The sequence below is a fragment of the Fusobacterium perfoetens genome (genome assembly GCF_021531475.1).
Taxonomy (GTDB): domain Bacteria; phylum Fusobacteriota; class Fusobacteriia; order Fusobacteriales; family Fusobacteriaceae; genus Fusobacterium_B.
The window spans coordinates 1-16,397 of the sequence record NZ_JADYTX010000044.1 but is presented as its reverse complement, the minus strand read 5'-3'; the positions used below and the strand labels follow the sequence as shown (position 1 = coordinate 16,397).

At 29.4% G+C, this 16,397-nt stretch carries 14 protein-coding genes; 3 read left to right on the top strand and 11 right to left on the bottom strand.

The genetic code is table 11. The annotated features are described in order from the left end of the window. Positions 1-84: 84 nt before the first annotated feature. Together rfbD and rfbB are read right to left on the bottom strand one after the other, a co-directional pair. The gene (rfbD, locus tag I6E15_RS08970) at positions 85-921 is read right to left on the bottom strand and encodes a dTDP-4-dehydrorhamnose reductase (protein ID WP_235247464.1); all 837 of its coding nucleotides are present in this window, start codon (positions 919-921) and stop codon (positions 85-87) included. A 1-nt stretch (position 922) separates the two neighbouring features. Then, the gene (gene rfbB, locus I6E15_RS08965; RefSeq protein ID WP_235247463.1) at positions 923-1,942 is read right to left on the bottom strand and encodes a dTDP-glucose 4,6-dehydratase; all 1,020 of its coding nucleotides are present in this window, start codon (positions 1,940-1,942) and stop codon (positions 923-925) included. A gap of 250 nt (positions 1,943-2,192) precedes the next feature. Between rfbB and I6E15_RS08960 the strand changes: the two genes are divergently transcribed. Then, positions 2,193-3,410 (top strand): ATP-binding protein, encoded by a 1,218-nt coding sequence (locus tag I6E15_RS08960; RefSeq protein WP_235247462.1) that lies wholly within the window; start codon positions 2,193-2,195, stop codon positions 3,408-3,410. 61 nt (positions 3,411-3,471) lie between these two features. Here I6E15_RS08960 and I6E15_RS08955 read toward each other — a convergent pair whose 3' ends face one another. From I6E15_RS08955 to I6E15_RS08915, 9 genes are all read right to left on the bottom strand, one after another. Next, positions 3,472-4,716 (bottom strand): glutamate-5-semialdehyde dehydrogenase, encoded by a 1,245-nt coding sequence (locus I6E15_RS08955; RefSeq protein WP_235247461.1) that lies wholly within the window; start codon positions 4,714-4,716, stop codon positions 3,472-3,474. Between the two features lie 9 nt (positions 4,717-4,725). Beyond that, complete coding sequence (gene proB / locus I6E15_RS08950) at positions 4,726-5,526, bottom strand: glutamate 5-kinase (RefSeq protein WP_235247460.1); 801 nt, start codon at positions 5,524-5,526, stop codon at positions 4,726-4,728. Positions 5,527-5,632: 106 nt separating this feature from the next. Continuing rightward, the gene (gene queF, locus I6E15_RS08945; RefSeq protein WP_177161659.1) at positions 5,633-6,115 is read right to left on the bottom strand and encodes a preQ(1) synthase; all 483 of its coding nucleotides are present in this window, start codon (positions 6,113-6,115) and stop codon (positions 5,633-5,635) included. Between the two features lie 278 nt (positions 6,116-6,393). Continuing rightward, positions 6,394-8,082, bottom strand: coding sequence for a DUF2207 domain-containing protein (locus tag I6E15_RS08940; RefSeq protein ID WP_235247459.1), 1,689 nt, complete (start codon positions 8,080-8,082; stop codon positions 6,394-6,396). Continuing rightward, on the bottom strand, positions 8,063-8,617 hold the full coding sequence (locus I6E15_RS08935; RefSeq protein ID WP_235247458.1) for a LemA family protein: 555 nt from the start codon (positions 8,615-8,617) through the stop codon (positions 8,063-8,065). Before I6E15_RS08935 ends, I6E15_RS08940 begins: the two co-directional genes overlap by 20 nt. A gap of 125 nt (positions 8,618-8,742) precedes the next feature. Continuing rightward, positions 8,743-9,921: a bifunctional phosphopantothenoylcysteine decarboxylase/phosphopantothenate--cysteine ligase CoaBC gene (gene coaBC, locus I6E15_RS08930; protein WP_235247457.1), complete on the bottom strand. Its 1,179-nt coding sequence runs from the start codon at positions 9,919-9,921 to the stop codon at positions 8,743-8,745. A gap of 13 nt (positions 9,922-9,934) precedes the next feature. Beyond that, positions 9,935-10,909 carry a hypothetical protein gene (locus I6E15_RS08925; RefSeq protein WP_235247456.1) on the bottom strand — a complete coding sequence of 325 codons (975 nt, stop codon included), beginning with the start codon at positions 10,907-10,909 and terminating at the stop codon, positions 9,935-9,937. A gap of 25 nt (positions 10,910-10,934) precedes the next feature. Next, positions 10,935-12,218 (bottom strand): 3-phosphoshikimate 1-carboxyvinyltransferase, encoded by a 1,284-nt coding sequence (aroA, locus tag I6E15_RS08920; protein ID WP_235247455.1) that lies wholly within the window; start codon positions 12,216-12,218, stop codon positions 10,935-10,937. Between the two features lie 642 nt (positions 12,219-12,860). Next, on the bottom strand, positions 12,861-13,406 hold the full coding sequence (locus tag I6E15_RS08915) for a toxin-antitoxin system YwqK family antitoxin (RefSeq protein ID WP_235247465.1): 546 nt from the start codon (positions 13,404-13,406) through the stop codon (positions 12,861-12,863). A gap of 514 nt (positions 13,407-13,920) precedes the next feature. Between I6E15_RS08915 and eutH the strand changes: the two genes are divergently transcribed. Further along, complete coding sequence (gene eutH, locus I6E15_RS08910) at positions 13,921-15,000, top strand: ethanolamine utilization protein EutH (protein ID WP_235247454.1); 1,080 nt, start codon at positions 13,921-13,923, stop codon at positions 14,998-15,000. 23 nt (positions 15,001-15,023) lie between these two features. Beyond that, positions 15,024-16,322 (top strand): 16S rRNA (cytosine(967)-C(5))-methyltransferase RsmB, encoded by a 1,299-nt coding sequence (gene rsmB, locus I6E15_RS08905; protein WP_177161651.1) that lies wholly within the window; start codon positions 15,024-15,026, stop codon positions 16,320-16,322. Positions 16,323-16,397 lie beyond the last annotated feature (75 nt).

The following is a 16,397-nucleotide window of genomic DNA, read 5'->3' as shown; positions in this document are numbered from 1 at the left end:
CTCCTATGATATTAATTTTATCATAGAAAGCTATTAAAAGTTAGTATTATTTAATTTACAGAATCTTTTTCACAGGCTCCAATTTTATAGTTCGACTAAAAATCTATCAATACCCTCTTTCCAATTAGGGATTTTCTTGTTTATAATTTTTTCAATTTTTGAGCTATCAAGTTTTGTATAAGGGGCTCTCTTAGCTTTTAGATTAAAATCACTAGTTTTAGCAGGATTTAAAGTGCCACACCAGCTAATTTTATCTAATACATATTTTGCTTGATCATATTTAGAAGCCTCATCGCCATTTGATAGATGATATAAACCATATTTTTTAGTTTTGATAAGTTCCCAAGAATAATATGCTAAATCTTTTGAATATGTTGGACTTGATACTTGGTCGTCTACAATTGATAAAATATCTTTTGATTTACTCCAATTCATAACTTGTTTATTAAAATTATTGTTTGCCACTCCAAAAACCCAAGACGTTCTTATAACAAAACTTCTGTCGTAAGAGGCAAGAACTTTTCTCTCTCCCTCTAGTTTTGTTTTTCCATAGACTGACAATGGATTTGGTATGTCTTCTTCTGTATAAGGAGAGTTTTTAGCTCCATCAAATACAAAGTCAGTAGAGTATGTTACAAAGTCAGCTCCGATTTCACTAGCCACAATAGAAAGTTCATAAGGTGCTTGTGTGTTTAATTTTGTACAAAGCTCCACTTCATCTTCAGCTTTATCAACATTATTATAAGCAGCACAGTTGATAATCATATCTATGTTTTTATCTTTTATAAATTCTCTTATTTTATTGATGTCTGTTATATCAAGATCATTTACATCTGTTGCGATAAAATCGATATTTTCTTTTTTGAACAATCTTTGAAAATCATATCCAAGTTGTCCATTAGCTCCAGTTATTAAAATCATATTATTTATCTCCATACATTTTTTTATAATAATTTTTATATTCGCCGTTTATGATATTTGTCCACCACTCTTTATTATCTAAATACCATTTGATTGTTTTTTTAATTCCCTCATCAAATAGTGTTAGTGGTTCCCAACCTAATTCATTTTTAATTTTTGTAGGATCTATTGCATAACGCATATCATGTCCCGGTCTATCAGTTACATATTTTATTAAATCTTCTGATTTTCCAAGCTCTTTTATTATAGTTTTTACAACTTCAAGATTTGTTCTTTCATTATGTCCACCGATATTATAAACTTCTCCAACTCTACCATTATGAATTATCATATCAATTGCTCTACAGTGATCTTCTACATAAAGCCAATCTCTTACATTTTCTCCTTTTCCATAAACTGGAAGTTGCTTGTCGTTTAAAGCATTTGCTATCATAAGAGGAATTAATTTTTCTGGGAAATGATAAGGTCCATAGTTGTTTGAACATCTTGAAATTGTAACAGGAATTTTAAAAGTTCTATAATATGCTTGAACTAATAAATCCGCACTGGCTTTTGATGCTGAGTATGGACTTGAAGTATGAATTGGAGTTTCTTCAGTGAAGAATAGATCTGGTCTATCTAAAGGTAGGTCTCCATATACTTCATCTGTTGATACTTGGTGATATCTTTTTATTCCATATTTTTTACAAGCGTCTAATAAAACATTTGTTCCTAAGATGTTAGTTTTTAAAAATATTTCTGGGTCTTCAATAGATCTATCAACATGAGATTCAGCAGCAAAGTTTACAACTATATCAGGTCTTTCAGTTTCAAAAAGACTGTAGATAAAAGGTCTATCTGCAATATCTCCTTTTATAAATTTAAAATTTTTATTATTCATCACTGGCTCTAGTGTTTCAAGATTACCAGCATAAGTAAGTTTATCAAGACAGATAATTTGGTAGTCGCTATATTTATTTATCATATAGTGAACGAAGTTTCCACCTATAAATCCAGCTCCACCAGTTACTATTATTTTCATATATTTACTCCTTTCTAAAATAAATTGCTTATTATATATCCATTATACTACAAAATATAAAAAAATACATCTAAATTTAGTTATAGACTTTATATTTTATAGGAATGAAATCCTATTTTTTATCTTTTTATAAAAAATATAGGAATATATTCCTAATTTTTATCTAAAATAGATATTTTTAGGATTGTATTCCTATAATTTCTTGAAAAAATTAAAAAACAGTAGTATAATATTATTATGGAGGGATAATATGAAAAATATTGAAAGAAAAGAATATTTAGATTTTTTAATAAGGTCAAAGGATAAACAAATAATAAAAGTAATATCAGGAGTAAGAAGATGTGGAAAATCTACTTTATTTGAACTTTATCGTGATTATCTTTTAAAAAATGGAGTTCTTCCTGAACAAATAATAGCTATAAATTTTGAAGATTTAGACTTTGAAGAATATACAAATTATAAAAAACTTTATTCTTATATAAAAGAAAGACTTATAGAGGATAAAAAAAATTATATTTTTCTTGATGAGATACAACATGTAGAACATTTTGAAAAAGCTGTAGATAGTTTATTTATAAAATCTAATACAGATATTTATATCACAGGTTCAAATGCTTATTTTATGTCAGGAGAATTAGCGACAGTTTTAAGCGGAAGATATGTAGAACTTAAGATGTTACCACTATCTTTTAAAGAGTTTTGTAAGGGATTGGAGAATTTTAACCTTCCTCCAATGACTACACTACAAAAATATAATAAATATTTGGTAGAAAGTTCTTTCCCTTATACTTTGGAACTTGAAGGAAATAAGAAAAATATAAAAGAGTATTTGGAAGGAATATATAACTCTATTATATTGAAAGATGTTATAACAAGAGTAAAAGTTGGAAATCCTTTATTACTAGAAAGTGTTATAAAATTTTTATTTGGAAATATTGGAAGCCTTCTTTCATCAAGTAAAATAGCAAATACTTTAACATCTCTTGGAAGAAAAACAGATTATAAAACTATCGAAAAATATATAAAAGGTTTAACTGATAGTTTAATTTTATATGAGGTAAAAAGATATGATGTAAGAGGAAAACAACTTTTAGCAAATTTATCTAAATATTATGTAGTAGATATTGGTTTAAGACAACTTCTTTTGACAAACAAGTCATCTGATATGGGGCATATATTAGAAAATATTGTTTACTTAGAACTTATAAGAAGAGGTTATGAAGTCTATGTGGGACAACTTAAGGATAAAGAAGTAGATTTTGTAGCTATAAATAATGAAGAAATAAATTATTATCAAGTTTCTCTTACAGTTTTAGATGAAAATACTTTAGCAAGAGAGCTAAGACCACTACAAGAAATAACAGATAATTACGCTAAATATCTAATAACTTTAGATGAGATTTTACCAAATTCTAACTATGATGGAATTAAAAGAGTAAATGCTATAGAATGGCTTTTAGAAGAATAAGCAGGAGAATTATATGGTTAAGGCTATTACAAATCAATGATTTGCAATAGCCTTTATATTTTTATTCTCTTACTTGTCCATTACCCATAATTACATATTTAGTAGTAGTAAGTTCTTTTAGACCCATTGGTCCTCTTGCGTGAAGTTTTTGTGTACTGATACCTATCTCAGCACCGAAACCAAATTGTCCACCATCAGTAAATCTTGTAGAGGCATTTACATATACAGCAGCTGCGTCAACTTCGTTTAAAAATCTTTGAGCATTTGAATAATTTTCTGTGATGATAGATTCAGAATGTTTAGTACCATATTTTGCAATATGTTTTATAACTTCGTCTAAATCCTCAACAACTTTTATAGCCACAATATAATCTTCATACTCTGTAGCCCAATCTTCTTCTGTAGCAGGGATAGAATTAGCTATATATTGTCTAACTGTTTCATCTCCTCTTATCTCTACATTTCTTTCTTGTAACTCTTTTCCAATATTTGGAAGAACAGAACTTGCTACATTTTTGTGGATTAAAAGAGTTTCTACAGCATTGCAAACTCCCGGTCTTTGAGTTTTTGCATTTACTATAATATTTACTGCGTCATCTAATTTTGCACTTTCATCAACAAATATATGACAGTTACCAACACCAGTTTGAATACAAGGAACTGTTGAATTATTTATTACAGTATTTATAAGTCTTGCACTTCCTCTAGGTATTAAAACATCAATATATTCGTGAGCTTTCATAAGTTCGTTAGCTATTTCGTGGCTAGTATTTTCAACTATTTGAACAGCATTTTCATTTATTCCACATTCTTTTAAAACATTTTTAAATATATTTACAATGGCGATATTTGTTTTTATAGCCTCTTTACCACCTCTTAAGATTACAGCATTACCACTTTTTAAGCAAAGTCCGAAAGCGTCAGCAGTAACATTTGGACGTGATTCAAATATTATAGCAATAACTCCAAGTGGAACTCTTTTTTGTTGGATAATAAGTCCATTTGGTAAAGTCTTACCATATAAAAACTCTCCCACTGGATCGTTAAGAGAGGCGATTTGTCTTAAACCATCAGCCATATCACTTATTCTTTTTTCTGTAAGTGTAAGTCTATCTATAAAAGCGTCTTTTACACCAGAAGTTTTTGCTTTTTCAACATCTTCTTTGTTAATATCTAAGATATTTTGGCAGTTGTCTAAAAGAGCCTTTGCAGATTTTATAAGAATTTCATTTTTTACTTTTGTAGAAAGTTGGGCTATTTGAATTTCAGCCTCTTTAGCTTGTTGTCCTAAAGTTTGAATATACATATCTCCTCCTTATTTGCAATCAAAAACAGTTCCAATATCTTCACCAGAGATCAGATCTCCTATAAATGACGGATTAGAACCATCTAAAATAGCCATCATAACTCCATTATCATAACACTCTCTAGCAGCAAGAAGTTTTGTTTCCATTCCTCCTATACTAAATTCACTTCCTTTTTCTCCACCCATTCCTAAAATCTCGTCAGTAACTTTTTCTACATAAGGGATTCTTTTTGCCTCAGGGTGAGTTTTAGGATTTGCAGTATAAAGAGCATCAATATCAGTTAAGATAATTAAAAGGTCAGCTTTTAAAAGTGATGCCACACTAGCAGAAAGTCTGTCGTTATCACTGAACTCTATCTCGAAAGTCGAGATTGTGTCATTGGCATTTATAATAGGAACTACTCCGAAAGAAAGTAAAGTTTCTAAAGTATTATTTGTATTTGTTTTTCTTTCTCCCTCTTTGAAATCATCTTTAGTCAAAAGAACTTGAGCCACACTTTGTCCATATTCTCCCAAGAAATTTTGGTAGATATGCATAAGTTGTACTTGTCCAACTGCAGCAGCAGCTTGTTTTTCTCTAATCTCTGTAGGTCTAGTTTTGAAGTTTAACTTTTTAGAACCAACTCCAATAGCTCCAGAAGAAACTAAGATAACTTCTTTTCTTTGATTTATTAAATCAGACATAATCCAAGCTAATTTATTCATTAATGAAAAATTTAGATTTCCGTTAGCATAAGTTAAAGTAGATGTACCTACTTTTATAACTATTCTTTTGGAATTTTGAATTTTTTTTCTTATTTGATTTTCCATAGAACCACCTCAGATAGTATTATTGTTTAACTTAAATTGATATTTATTAATATGCCTTTATTATACACGAAATCTAAATTTTTTTAAATATATTTTTTCTTAATTCTTATCTGTTATCCACTTTTTCAGGATACATATCGTGGTTAAATAGACGGTTTTTGGCTACTTCTTCCCAACAAGTCCCTTTTTTACCGTAGTTACAGTAAGGATCGATAGATATTCCACCTCTTGGAGTAAATTTACCCCAAACTTCAATATATTTTGGATCCATTAGTTTTATTAAATCTTTCATTATTATATTTATGCAATCTTCGTGAAAATCTCCGTGATTACGAAAACTAAATAGATATAGTTTTAAAGATTTACTTTCCACCATTTTGATATTTGGCACATAAGAGATAACAATATTTGCAAAATCTGGTTGACCTGTGATTGGGCATAGACTTGTAAATTCTGGGCAGTTAAATTTTACAAAATAATCATTTTCAGGGTGTTTGTTATCAAATGTTTCTAAAATATCTGGTGAATAGTTATCAGGATATTTTACCTTTTGGTTTCCAAGTAGTGTTAAATCATCTAAGTTTCTCATATTTTTTCTCCTTTTTAAAAGGACTTAATTAAATTCTTACAATAAAAAAAAAGCCCTAGTTTTATTTATAGACAGGATGGTACAAACGAACTGTCTTATGAAATTTTATCATTTATTAGAAAATTTGTCAAAGTAAAAAAAGAAACTGTAATGCTACTATTCATTACAGTTTCTCGATGTTTTTATTTTAAAAGGAAAGGTTTTATGAACAAATTAATTATATGAAAATATTATGGCAGATAAGTGTCAATTAAAATTTTTTATAAAAATAATTTGAACTACCAACTTCCTCCGCCACCACCAGATGCTCCTCCTCCTGATGAACCTCCACTACTAGAAGAAGAACCTCCTCCAAAGTTAGATGCAGGTTTTGGAGATGAAAGCATACTACGATTAAGTGATGACATAGAACGATTCATATTTGACATAAAACTTGAATAAACAAAAGCATTTCCTAAAGAATTAGAATGATACCAAGTAGGTGGTGCAGTTACTAACTCTTTGAATTTATCAGCCCAAATATCACTAACTCCTAAAACGATAGTATAAGGTAAAATATCATAGAAATAACTTGGATTTTCTTTTAAAAGCATCTCTAATTTATCTTTCTCTGTAACAGTTAAAAATCTTTTAAATCCTAGACATTTTCCTAAGATTTCATTTCCATAGATTGTTCTTTTTCTTGTATTACTAGCAAGTTTTCCAATGATGACACAAGTTATCATAGCAGTTATAAATGTAGGAAATACAAAGAATGGATTATCATTACCAACTAAAGCTATAATTCCAAAAGTTGAAAACATTGTTACTGGGATAAATAGCGACATTCTTTTTGAAAGTTTTTTACTATCACGAGAATATAAAGATTTTCCATTTTTAATAAGTCCGATTTCAAATATATCAACAGTTTTTTCCATATATTTATAAAATTTATTATAAAGAGAGCCTATATTAACTACTCCATTTTCTCCAAAGGCAAAAAGACTATCAAACAGAAATCTTTCAAACTCTTTAGTAGTTTCTATATCTTTTAACTTTGTAAGAGTGGTAGTTTTTTTCTTAAAAAATCCCTCTGATTCTGTTTCGTCCATCTTTAAAAATCCCTTATTACCCCAATAAAAAATCATACTAGTCAGATCTTTTGCATCAACTTTTCCGTCTATATAATAACCTAACTCTGTTGGAGTAAGATCATCTGGAGGATAAAATTCCACACTCTCGATAACTTCGCTATCATCTTTATTCTTTTTATGAATAATAAATACTATAAGAAGTATTGTTCCGTAAAGTAAAAAAGGTAAAAATTTTGAAATTCCACTGATATAATCAAAGATTGAAGGACTAACATCAAAGTATCCCTCTTCTAAAGGTAAAGCCAATGTGATACTATGACTTGGTGCAAGAACTTTTGTAGAATGTCCAATGATTGTATTACCTTTTATATAATATTTAATTCCTGCCACATCACTTTTCGTTCCTCTAGCTCCTGATGTAAAATTTATTTTATCAGGGTTAAATGGTTTAGGTAGTGTAATAGAGAAATTAACTCTTTCAATAAAAGTATCCCAATCACTACCAATGATATTAAAATATACTTCATCATATTCTTTGTTTCTATCCCAACCTAGATCTTGGTTGAAAGATATTTTGTAATTTTTAATACCTTTTAGATATGTTGTGGGGTCTCCTAAACGGATATAAATATATTTTCCCTCATCTTTTATATGAGCCATTTCACTAGTATCTATATTTGAAACCTTTATCTCTCTGCCATTAAAATATTCAGGTATAACACGATAGATACCACGTCTTGGCTCTCTAAAATTTACTTTTATATTTTCCTCTACTGTGTAGATATTTTTTTCATTTATCTTGATGTCCGAATTGTATTCTTTGATTATATAGCCATTGTCAGCAAAAACCAAAGAGCAAAACAGAAAAAATATACTAGAAACTAACTTTAACATTTTCCTTTTCCTCCTGATTTTCAATAGTGAAGAAAGGATATTTCTTGAAGTTAAACATACCAGCTATAATGTTGCTAGGGAATGTTTCACAAGAGACATTATAATTTCTAACACAACCATTGTAGTATTTTCTAGCTTGTAAAATATCTTCTTCAATCTTAGAAAGTTGAGTCTGTAAAGTTACAAAGCTTTCATTTGCTTTTAAATCAGGGTATGATTCTTGCAGTGCAAAAAGTTTTCCTAAAAATCCAGATACTTGTTTTTCATTAGAGATTTTTTCCTCAGGTGTGCTAGCTGAAAGATAAGAGTTTCTAGCACGGATAACACGTTCTAAAGTTTCAGATTCATAGTTCTTAGCACCTTTTACTGTCTCTACAAGATTTGGTATAAGGTCATATCTTCTCTTTAAATAAGTGTCAATAGTTGAAAAACTTTCCTCTACATACATTCTGTTTTTTACCAGTTTGTTGTATGTGGACATAAGAAATAAACCAAATAAAACTCCTAAAGCTATAATTGTAATAAGTATTATCATAATAGAGCCTCCTTGTTCGTTATAATATAATTATACTATATGAAGAGAGAATATCCAAATTTTTTAGCAAATAAAAAAAGGCTACTGCATTTTTTAAATTTGCAATAGCCTTAATTTTTTAATATTTATTTTAATTTTGAAACTTCTTTTAATATATCCACAGCTAGTTCTATCTTAGTTTTTTCAGGAATATCTATTGATGAACCGTCTTTTTTCAAGAAAGTAGCTGAGTTATTAGAACTTCTCATATTGTGTGCATTGTTAGCCACTATCATATCAAGGTTCTTTTTAACAAGTTTTTTCTTAGCATTTTCGATTATATTTTCTGTTTCAGCAGCAAATCCAACTAACATTTGATGAGATTTTTTTTGTCCCATATTATAAAGTATATCTGGATTTCTATCTAAAACTATAACTAAATCATCATCAGCTTTTTTAATTTTTTGTTCTGAATAGAATTTTGGCTTATAATCAGCTACAGCTGCACAAGCAATACCGATATCTTGTTCGTCAAATCTTGCCATTACAGCCTCATACATATCCATTGCACTTCTTGTTTGAACAAACTCTTTTAAACCTTTTGGTCTTGGAAGATTTGTAGGTCCAGAAACTAAAGTTACACGAGCTCCCATTCTTACAGCTTCACTAGCCAGAGCATATCCCATTTGACCACTAGAGTTATTACTTAAATATCTAACTGGATCGATAGGTTCTTCTGTTCTTCCAGCAGTGATAAGGATTTTTTTACCTTTTAGTAAATCTTTGTTTTCATCATTTAGAGCTTTTTCGATTATCTCTACAATCTCGTCTTCATTTTTTAGACGTCCTTTAGCATTGGCATTGCAAGCTAAAAATCCCTCGTCAGCCTCGATAAAGTTATATCCAAATCTCTCTAATTTAGAAATATTTTCTTTTAAGATTGGGTTTTCATACATATTTACATTCATAGCAAGAGCTAAATATTTTGGTTTTGTACAAGCAGAAATCACAGTAGAAAGCATATCGTCAGCTATACCGTTTGCAATTTTTCCTACTATATTATAAGTAGCAGGAGCGATTAAAACTAAATCTGCCCACTCTGCCAAAGATATATGTTCTACTTCGTATCTTCTATTTATATCCCACATATCAACAACCACTTTGTTTCTTGATAAAGTTTCAAGAGTAAGAGGAGTTATTATTTTTGTAGCATTTTCTGTCATTATAACTTTTACATTATAACCTTTTTTCTTAAGTTTTGAAATTATATTGGCTGATTTGTAAGCAGCAATCCCACCACAAACCCCAACAAGTATATTTTTCAAGGGTATCCCTCCACTATTTTATTTTGTAAGTTTCAAAATACTTCTCAGCAACTGTCATTATATCTTTTACAGATTTTGCCATAATACTAGCTTTTACAGAAAGAGCTTTGAAATCTGCACCGTCAAGGTCAAACATATATTCCATATTGTTATCAAGAAGATAGTTTGTAAACTTTCTATAAGACTTAAATATTTTTTGGACTTTAGCACCTTTGCAAAGTAAAACTCTGTCCTCTAAAGGTACTACACCATTTTTAAAGTTTTGAAATTTAGCATAGGCTGATTTAAAGTTTTTACGTTTTTCTATGCCCTCGATAGAGGCTAAATCCTCAATGTCATTTATAAATAGGTAATCATTTTTTACTAAAAAATCTTTTATTTCTTTAAACTTAGTTGCATTATAAAAATCTTCTGTCAAAATCTTATACTTAAATTCGTCTAAGATAATGGCATTTTCTGAAAACTCTCTAGGTCTTTCTTCGATTTTAATTCTTACGACCTCTTTTGCAGTTTCTTCATAGTGTGATAATTTTTCTTTAAGTTCTAAATTTTCATTTCTAGCGTTTTTTAGATTTCTCTCCATTATCTCCATTTGCTTAGGTGATACAGAAGAATTTTCTACTTGAGACACTTTAGCCTCAAGGGTGTTCACTCTCTCTTTTAAACTATCTCTTTCAATGCTAAGAGACTTATTGTCATCTTTGGCTTTTTTAAGATTTTTTTCCATTATTTCTAGTTGATTAAGAGATACTATTGATTTAGAAGAATTTTCTAGTTCCTTTGATAAAGATTCTATCTTAAGAGTTAAATCTCTCTTTTCGTTTTCTAAAATATCTATTTTACTGTTAAGAGATTTAAAACTTTCTACATTAATTATTGCATTATCTTCACTTAATTTTAATTTTTGCTTAAGTTCCTCTATCTCTTTGTCTTTTTCTATGATAGTACTATTTAATTTTTCTATTTTTTGAGCAGACCCGAAAAACATTCCTATACTTTCCCTCCCAAGCTAACTATTTATAAATATTTTCAAATTCTGTGAAAAAGTTTGGAAAAACTTTTGATACACAATGTGGATTAGTTATAGAGATTTCAGGGACTTTAAGACCAACTAGTGAGAAACTCATAGCAAGTCTGTGGTCGTTGTATGTTTCCATAACTCCACCTTTATAAGTACCTATTTTCTTAGGTATGATTTTTAATCCGTCTGGAAGATCTGTGGCACTTCCGTTGATTTTTTTGATCTCTGTACGAATAGAGTTAAGTCTATCTCCACCTTTAGTTCTTAGGTTTGCAACGTTTAAAATCTCTGATGGAGATTTAGCAAATAGGGCAACTATTGCAAGAGTTGGTACTAAGTCTGGAGTTCTATTAAGGTCAAGAGAGAATCCATCAAAAGATTCTACACCTTTTACAGTGATAGAAGTTTTTGTCCTCTCTATTACTTGAAGACCTAGATTTTCAAGGATTTCTAAGAATTTATAATCTCCTTGAATACTGTTGTATGAAAAATTATTTATTTTTATTGTACTGTTTGTAATAAGTGCTGCTGCAAGGAAGTAAGAGGCTGATGCCATATCTCCCTCGATTAAGTAACCTTTTACAGTGTTGTATTTTGATTTTTTAACTAAATATCCTGTTTCTGTTTTTTCTATATTTGCTCCAAAGTCGTGTAACATTTTTAGGGTAATGTCAACATAAGATTTTGAAGTTATTTTGTGTGAAGTAATTATATTTATATCACTATTAAAGTATGATGCTGATAATAAAACAGATGATAAATATTGACTGCTATTTCTACCAGAAACTTTTATTGTATTGTTAGTTGTTCCTTTAGCAAATATTTTTATAGGTAGGAATCCAGATTTTTTTACATATTCTATCTCTATTCCTAATTCTCTTATACTATCTACAAACTCCCTTATAGGTCTTGATGAAACTCTTGATGATGCGTCTATGGTTATTTCTCCTCTACCTGTTGCTACATAAGAGATTAGAAACTTCATAACTGATGCAGAGTTCCCAACATGAAGAGTTTTCTTTCCAAACTCTCTCTTCTTATTACCAGATATTTTTATATAGTGTTTGTCATCTGATACTAAGATTTTGTTTCCTAATTTAGTAAGACACTCTATCATTTGCACTGTGTCATCACTAAAAAGTGGGTTTTTAAGTATAACTGGATTTTCTGATAAAGCTGCCAAAATAAGTGCTCTCGTTGTCATAGATTTAGAACCGGGAATACTAATTTCGGTACAAAAATTTTCTCTCGTTTTAATCGAATATTCTTCTCTCATTTATTTTCACCTCTCATAAATAAACCACATTCAAATACATTATACCATTTAAAAGGTAAAAATATCAAGGATATAAGCAAAAAAAACTTTTACTTTTGTTAGATTTTTTTAGGACATACCAAAAAATTTAGATGAATATCTTATATTTTCACTCTAGATAATGTAGAAATAATTTTCTTTAAAAGATTAAAAAAGTTTTAATTTTTGTGATATAATAACCTCATAGGAGGTGAGGAAACTTGGACATATTGAGAGAGATATTAGAAATTGTGTATTACACAGTATCGATAATCTTTATTATAAGAGAGTTGAGAAAATAATACACAAGGGGCGAAAGCCCCATCTCTCTCATACTTAAAAACCAAGAGGACTATATGGAAATTTTAAAAAATATCAGTGATTTATTAGAACCAATTAATAATATTTTAAGACCAATTACTGTGATACTTATGATAATTTTAATAAGAAAGTTAGATAAAAAGAAATAAACCCCTTTACTTAATAAAAGTAAAAGAGGTTTAAAACTTGGACATATTATTTTTGTTACCTGAATTATAGCTTATTTTTATTAAAAAGTCAAGAAATTTGACTTAGAAGATAATAAAAAAAGGGAGTGATGGTTGCCACTCCCTAAAAATCTTATTATTTTTCTATTTTATTATTTTTATAAACACATTCTTTTACAAGAGTACCGCTCTCGTCGTATTCTCTGTACTCTCCATTTAATTCACCATTTTCATAAAAGGCATTTATATATATTTGTCCATTAGAGTAGTATTCTTTATAAGCACCAGAAAGTTTTCCGTCTTTAATATTACAATCTTTTTGAACTTTACCATCTATGAAGAAAGAAATATTAGTCTTAGTATTTTTAGAGTCCACATATTCAACTAACTTTTTAGTTTGTCCGTTAGGATAGAAAGCCTCATATCTACCAACCATCTCTCCATTAACTAGATGATACATAACATCTCTTGCACCATTTGATAAAAATGTTTCGTAAACTCCGTCAAGATTTCCACCTTTGTAGAATTTTCTTGTTTCGATTTGTCCATTAGAGTAGTAGCATTTGTATTCTCCCTCTCTAACACCGTTAACGTAGTTTTTTTCCTCTTTTACTTTACCGTTTTCAAAATATTTTACCCATAAACCTTCTTTTTTTCCATCACCATTGTATTGATTAACCATCATAACCGCCTCCCTGAAAAAAAGTGAATTTAAAATGTATTCTATTTTAACATTTTTGTAATAATAGTATACCTTACATTCTTATAAAAGTCAATATCTAAAACAAAAATGATTTTTTAAAAGTTAAATTTTCCTTAATTGTCAACATTTTAATCAAAGAAAAATTTTAAAATATTTTTTAAGAGATGAAATTGATAAGAGATTTTAGAAACTCTTAAAACCCTAACTTTTGGTTTATAATTTATCTTAAAAAAATTATGAAAGAGAGTGAGAAATAATTATTTAAACAAAATGAGCTTATTGGCAAATTAGATTTTTAAAAATATAGTTTTGTGGGAAAGAAACTAACTATAAAATATATAAAAATTAAAATTTTAGCTTTGAATTTAGCTGATAAAATGATATACTAAATCTAATGTATAATTAAAAAAAGTAGATAAAATAATGATAATTTAACAAGATTTTATTTGCTCTTTGAAGAAATGTTGGAAGAACAAAATTTTGGGGGAAATTTATGGAAATTAACACTCTTATTATCTACATTATGGTAGTATTTATGATTATTGGGGCTGTTGACAGAATGTTTGGCAACAGATTTGGTTATGGTAAAAAGTTTGAAGAGGGAATAATGGCAATGGGTCCACTGGCTCTTTCAATGATTGGGATAATCTCACTTTCTCCTGTAATTGCAAAGGGATTAAAACCTATTATCACACCATTTTATGAAATGATTGGGGCTGATCCAGCTCTTTTTGCAGGGACAATTCTTGCAAATGATATGGGAGGTTGGTCTTTAGGTAGCGAGATTGCTAAAAGCCATGAGGGAGCTGTATTAGGTGGACTTATTTTAAGTGCTACACTTGGAGCAACACTTTCTTTTTCAATACCAGTGGCTATGGGAATGGTTAAGAAATCCGACGAAAAATATCTATCTAAGGGGATACTAGCAGGGATTTTAACTATACCATTAGGTTGCTTTATCGGTGGGATTGTTGCAGGATTTGGAGTAAAATTTTTAATTATTAATCTTATTCCTACATTTATTATCACAGTTCTTTTGGGGATTTTACTTTTTAAATATCCAAAAAAGGTAGCAAAATCTTTTTCGCTCTTTGGAAAATTTATGACAATCCTTATTACTATTGGACTTTTGCTTGAGAGTGTGAGAATTTTAACTGGTGTAACATTAGTTCCAAATCTTTTTTCAGCACTAGAGGCTAGTGAGACAGTGTGTAAAATCGGAATGGTGCTTTCGGGGGCTTTTCCATTGACACATTTTATAACAAAAGTTTTTGCAAAACCTTTACAAAAGGTAGGGACTTTAATCGGTGTCAATGAAACTTCTGTTGTAGGATTTATAGCTTGTCTTGCACATAATATCCCAATGCTTTCAATGGTTGATAAAATGGACGCTAAAGGAAAGATTATGAATATAGCTTTCTCTGTAAGTGGGGCTTTTGTGTTTGGTAGCCATTTGGGATTTACTGCTGGAATTGATAAATCAATGGTGTTTCCTGTGATAATTGCTAAACTTTCAGGAGGAATTACAGCAATGATTGTGGGAAGTTTATTATATAAATTGGATAAAGAGTAAGAAGAAATATTAGGAGGAAAATTTTGAATATTAAGCAAAGAATTATAAGTCTTTTATCAGAAGTTGATAATGGAAAATTTTCTAACATCGCTCTTAATGAGTATTTTAGAGAAAATAATCTGTCTGAAAAAGAGAGAGGATTTATAACTGAAGTGTTCTACGGAGTTATTAGAAATAGAATATTTTTGGACTATGTGATTTCTAAAAAAGTTAAAGAGATAAAAAAAGATTGGCAAAAACAACTTTTAAGACTTTCTATCTATCAATTAACTTTTATGAATAGTGATTCAAAAGGGGTTATTTGGGAGGCAACTGAGCTTACTAAAAAGAAATTTAGTGTACCTGTTGGTAGATTTGTAAATGGGGTCTTAAGAAGTTTTGATAGAGAAAAAGATGAGATAATAAAAGATTTGAGAGATAATAAAAGATTTGATATTATCTACTCTTATCCAAAATGGTTTGTTGAAAAGATAAACGAGGATTATCCAGAGGATTTGGAAAAAGTTTTGATTTCTCTTAAGAAAATCCCTTATATGGCAGTGAGAGTTAATACTTTGAAATATTCTTGTGATGAATTTGAAAAATATCTAAGTGAAAGAAATATCAAGATTATTAAAAAAGTAGATACAGTTTACTATATTAATTCTGGAGTTGTTATCTATTCAGAGGAGTTTAAAGAGGGGAAAATCATTGCACAAGACGGTGCATCATACTTAGCTGTCAAAAATTTAAATCCACAATGTGGAGAATCAGTTCTTGATTCTTGCTCTGCTCCTGGAAGTAAAAGTGTACTTATAGGAGAGTTTATGAAAAATAAGGGGGAGGTATTATCCCTTGACATCTACCCACATAAGATAAAACTTATTGAAGAAAATGCTAAGAAAATGGGGATTGATATTATCCGTGCTGTGAAACTTGACGCTAGAAAGATAAAAGAGCAAGGGAAACAGTTTGATAAAATTTTGGTTGACGCCCCTTGTAGTGGTTATGGAGTTATAAGAAAGAAACCTGAGGCACTTTATAATAAAAATTTTGACAATGTAGAGGAGTTGGCAACTTTACAATATGAGATTTTGGAGTCAGCTAGTAATAATTTAAAAGTTGGTGGAGAGCTTGTATATAGCACTTGCACCATTACAAAAGAGGAGAATACCAAAAATGTGGCGAAGTTTTTAGCTAACCACCCTAATTTTGAAAGTGTAAAAGTTCAGATACCTGAAAATGTCCAAGGTGAGTATGATGAGGTTGGTGGATTTTTAATCAACTATCAAGAGGAGATTGTGGATAATTTTTATATTGCTAAGATTACTAAAAAATATTAATTTAAGACTAACTATTAAATGTCAAGTCAAAAATAAAAAAATTAAATAAATTTGTTAATTTAAAAAAATGCATCA

Coding starts and splice junctions, on each gene's coding strand:
- rfbD (WP_235247464.1), bottom strand. CDS start 921: ATGATTTTAATAACTGGAGCTAATGGACAACTTGGATATGATTTTCAA.
- rfbB (WP_235247463.1), bottom strand. CDS start 1,942: ATGAAAATAATAGTAACTGGTGGAGCTGGATTTATAGGTGGAAACTTC.
- I6E15_RS08960 (WP_235247462.1), top strand. CDS start 2,193: ATGAAAAATATTGAAAGAAAAGAATATTTAGATTTTTTAATAAGGTCA.
- I6E15_RS08955 (WP_235247461.1), bottom strand. CDS start 4,716: ATGTATATTCAAACTTTAGGACAACAAGCTAAAGAGGCTGAAATTCAA.
- proB (WP_235247460.1), bottom strand. CDS start 5,526: ATGGAAAATCAAATAAGAAAAAAAATTCAAAATTCCAAAAGAATAGTT.
- queF (WP_177161659.1), bottom strand. CDS start 6,115: ATGAGAAACTTAGATGATTTAACACTACTTGGAAACCAAAAGGTAAAA.
- I6E15_RS08940 (WP_235247459.1), bottom strand. CDS start 8,082: ATGTTAAAGTTAGTTTCTAGTATATTTTTTCTGTTTTGCTCTTTGGTT.
- I6E15_RS08935 (WP_235247458.1), bottom strand. CDS start 8,617: ATGATAATACTTATTACAATTATAGCTTTAGGAGTTTTATTTGGTTTA.
- I6E15_RS08925 (WP_235247456.1), bottom strand. CDS start 10,909: ATGTTTTTCGGGTCTGCTCAAAAAATAGAAAAATTAAATAGTACTATC.
- aroA (WP_235247455.1), bottom strand. CDS start 12,218: ATGAGAGAAGAATATTCGATTAAAACGAGAGAAAATTTTTGTACCGAA.
- I6E15_RS08915 (WP_235247465.1), bottom strand. CDS start 13,406: ATGGTTAATCAATACAATGGTGATGGAAAAAAAGAAGGTTTATGGGTA.
- eutH (WP_235247454.1), top strand. CDS start 13,921: ATGGAAATTAACACTCTTATTATCTACATTATGGTAGTATTTATGATT.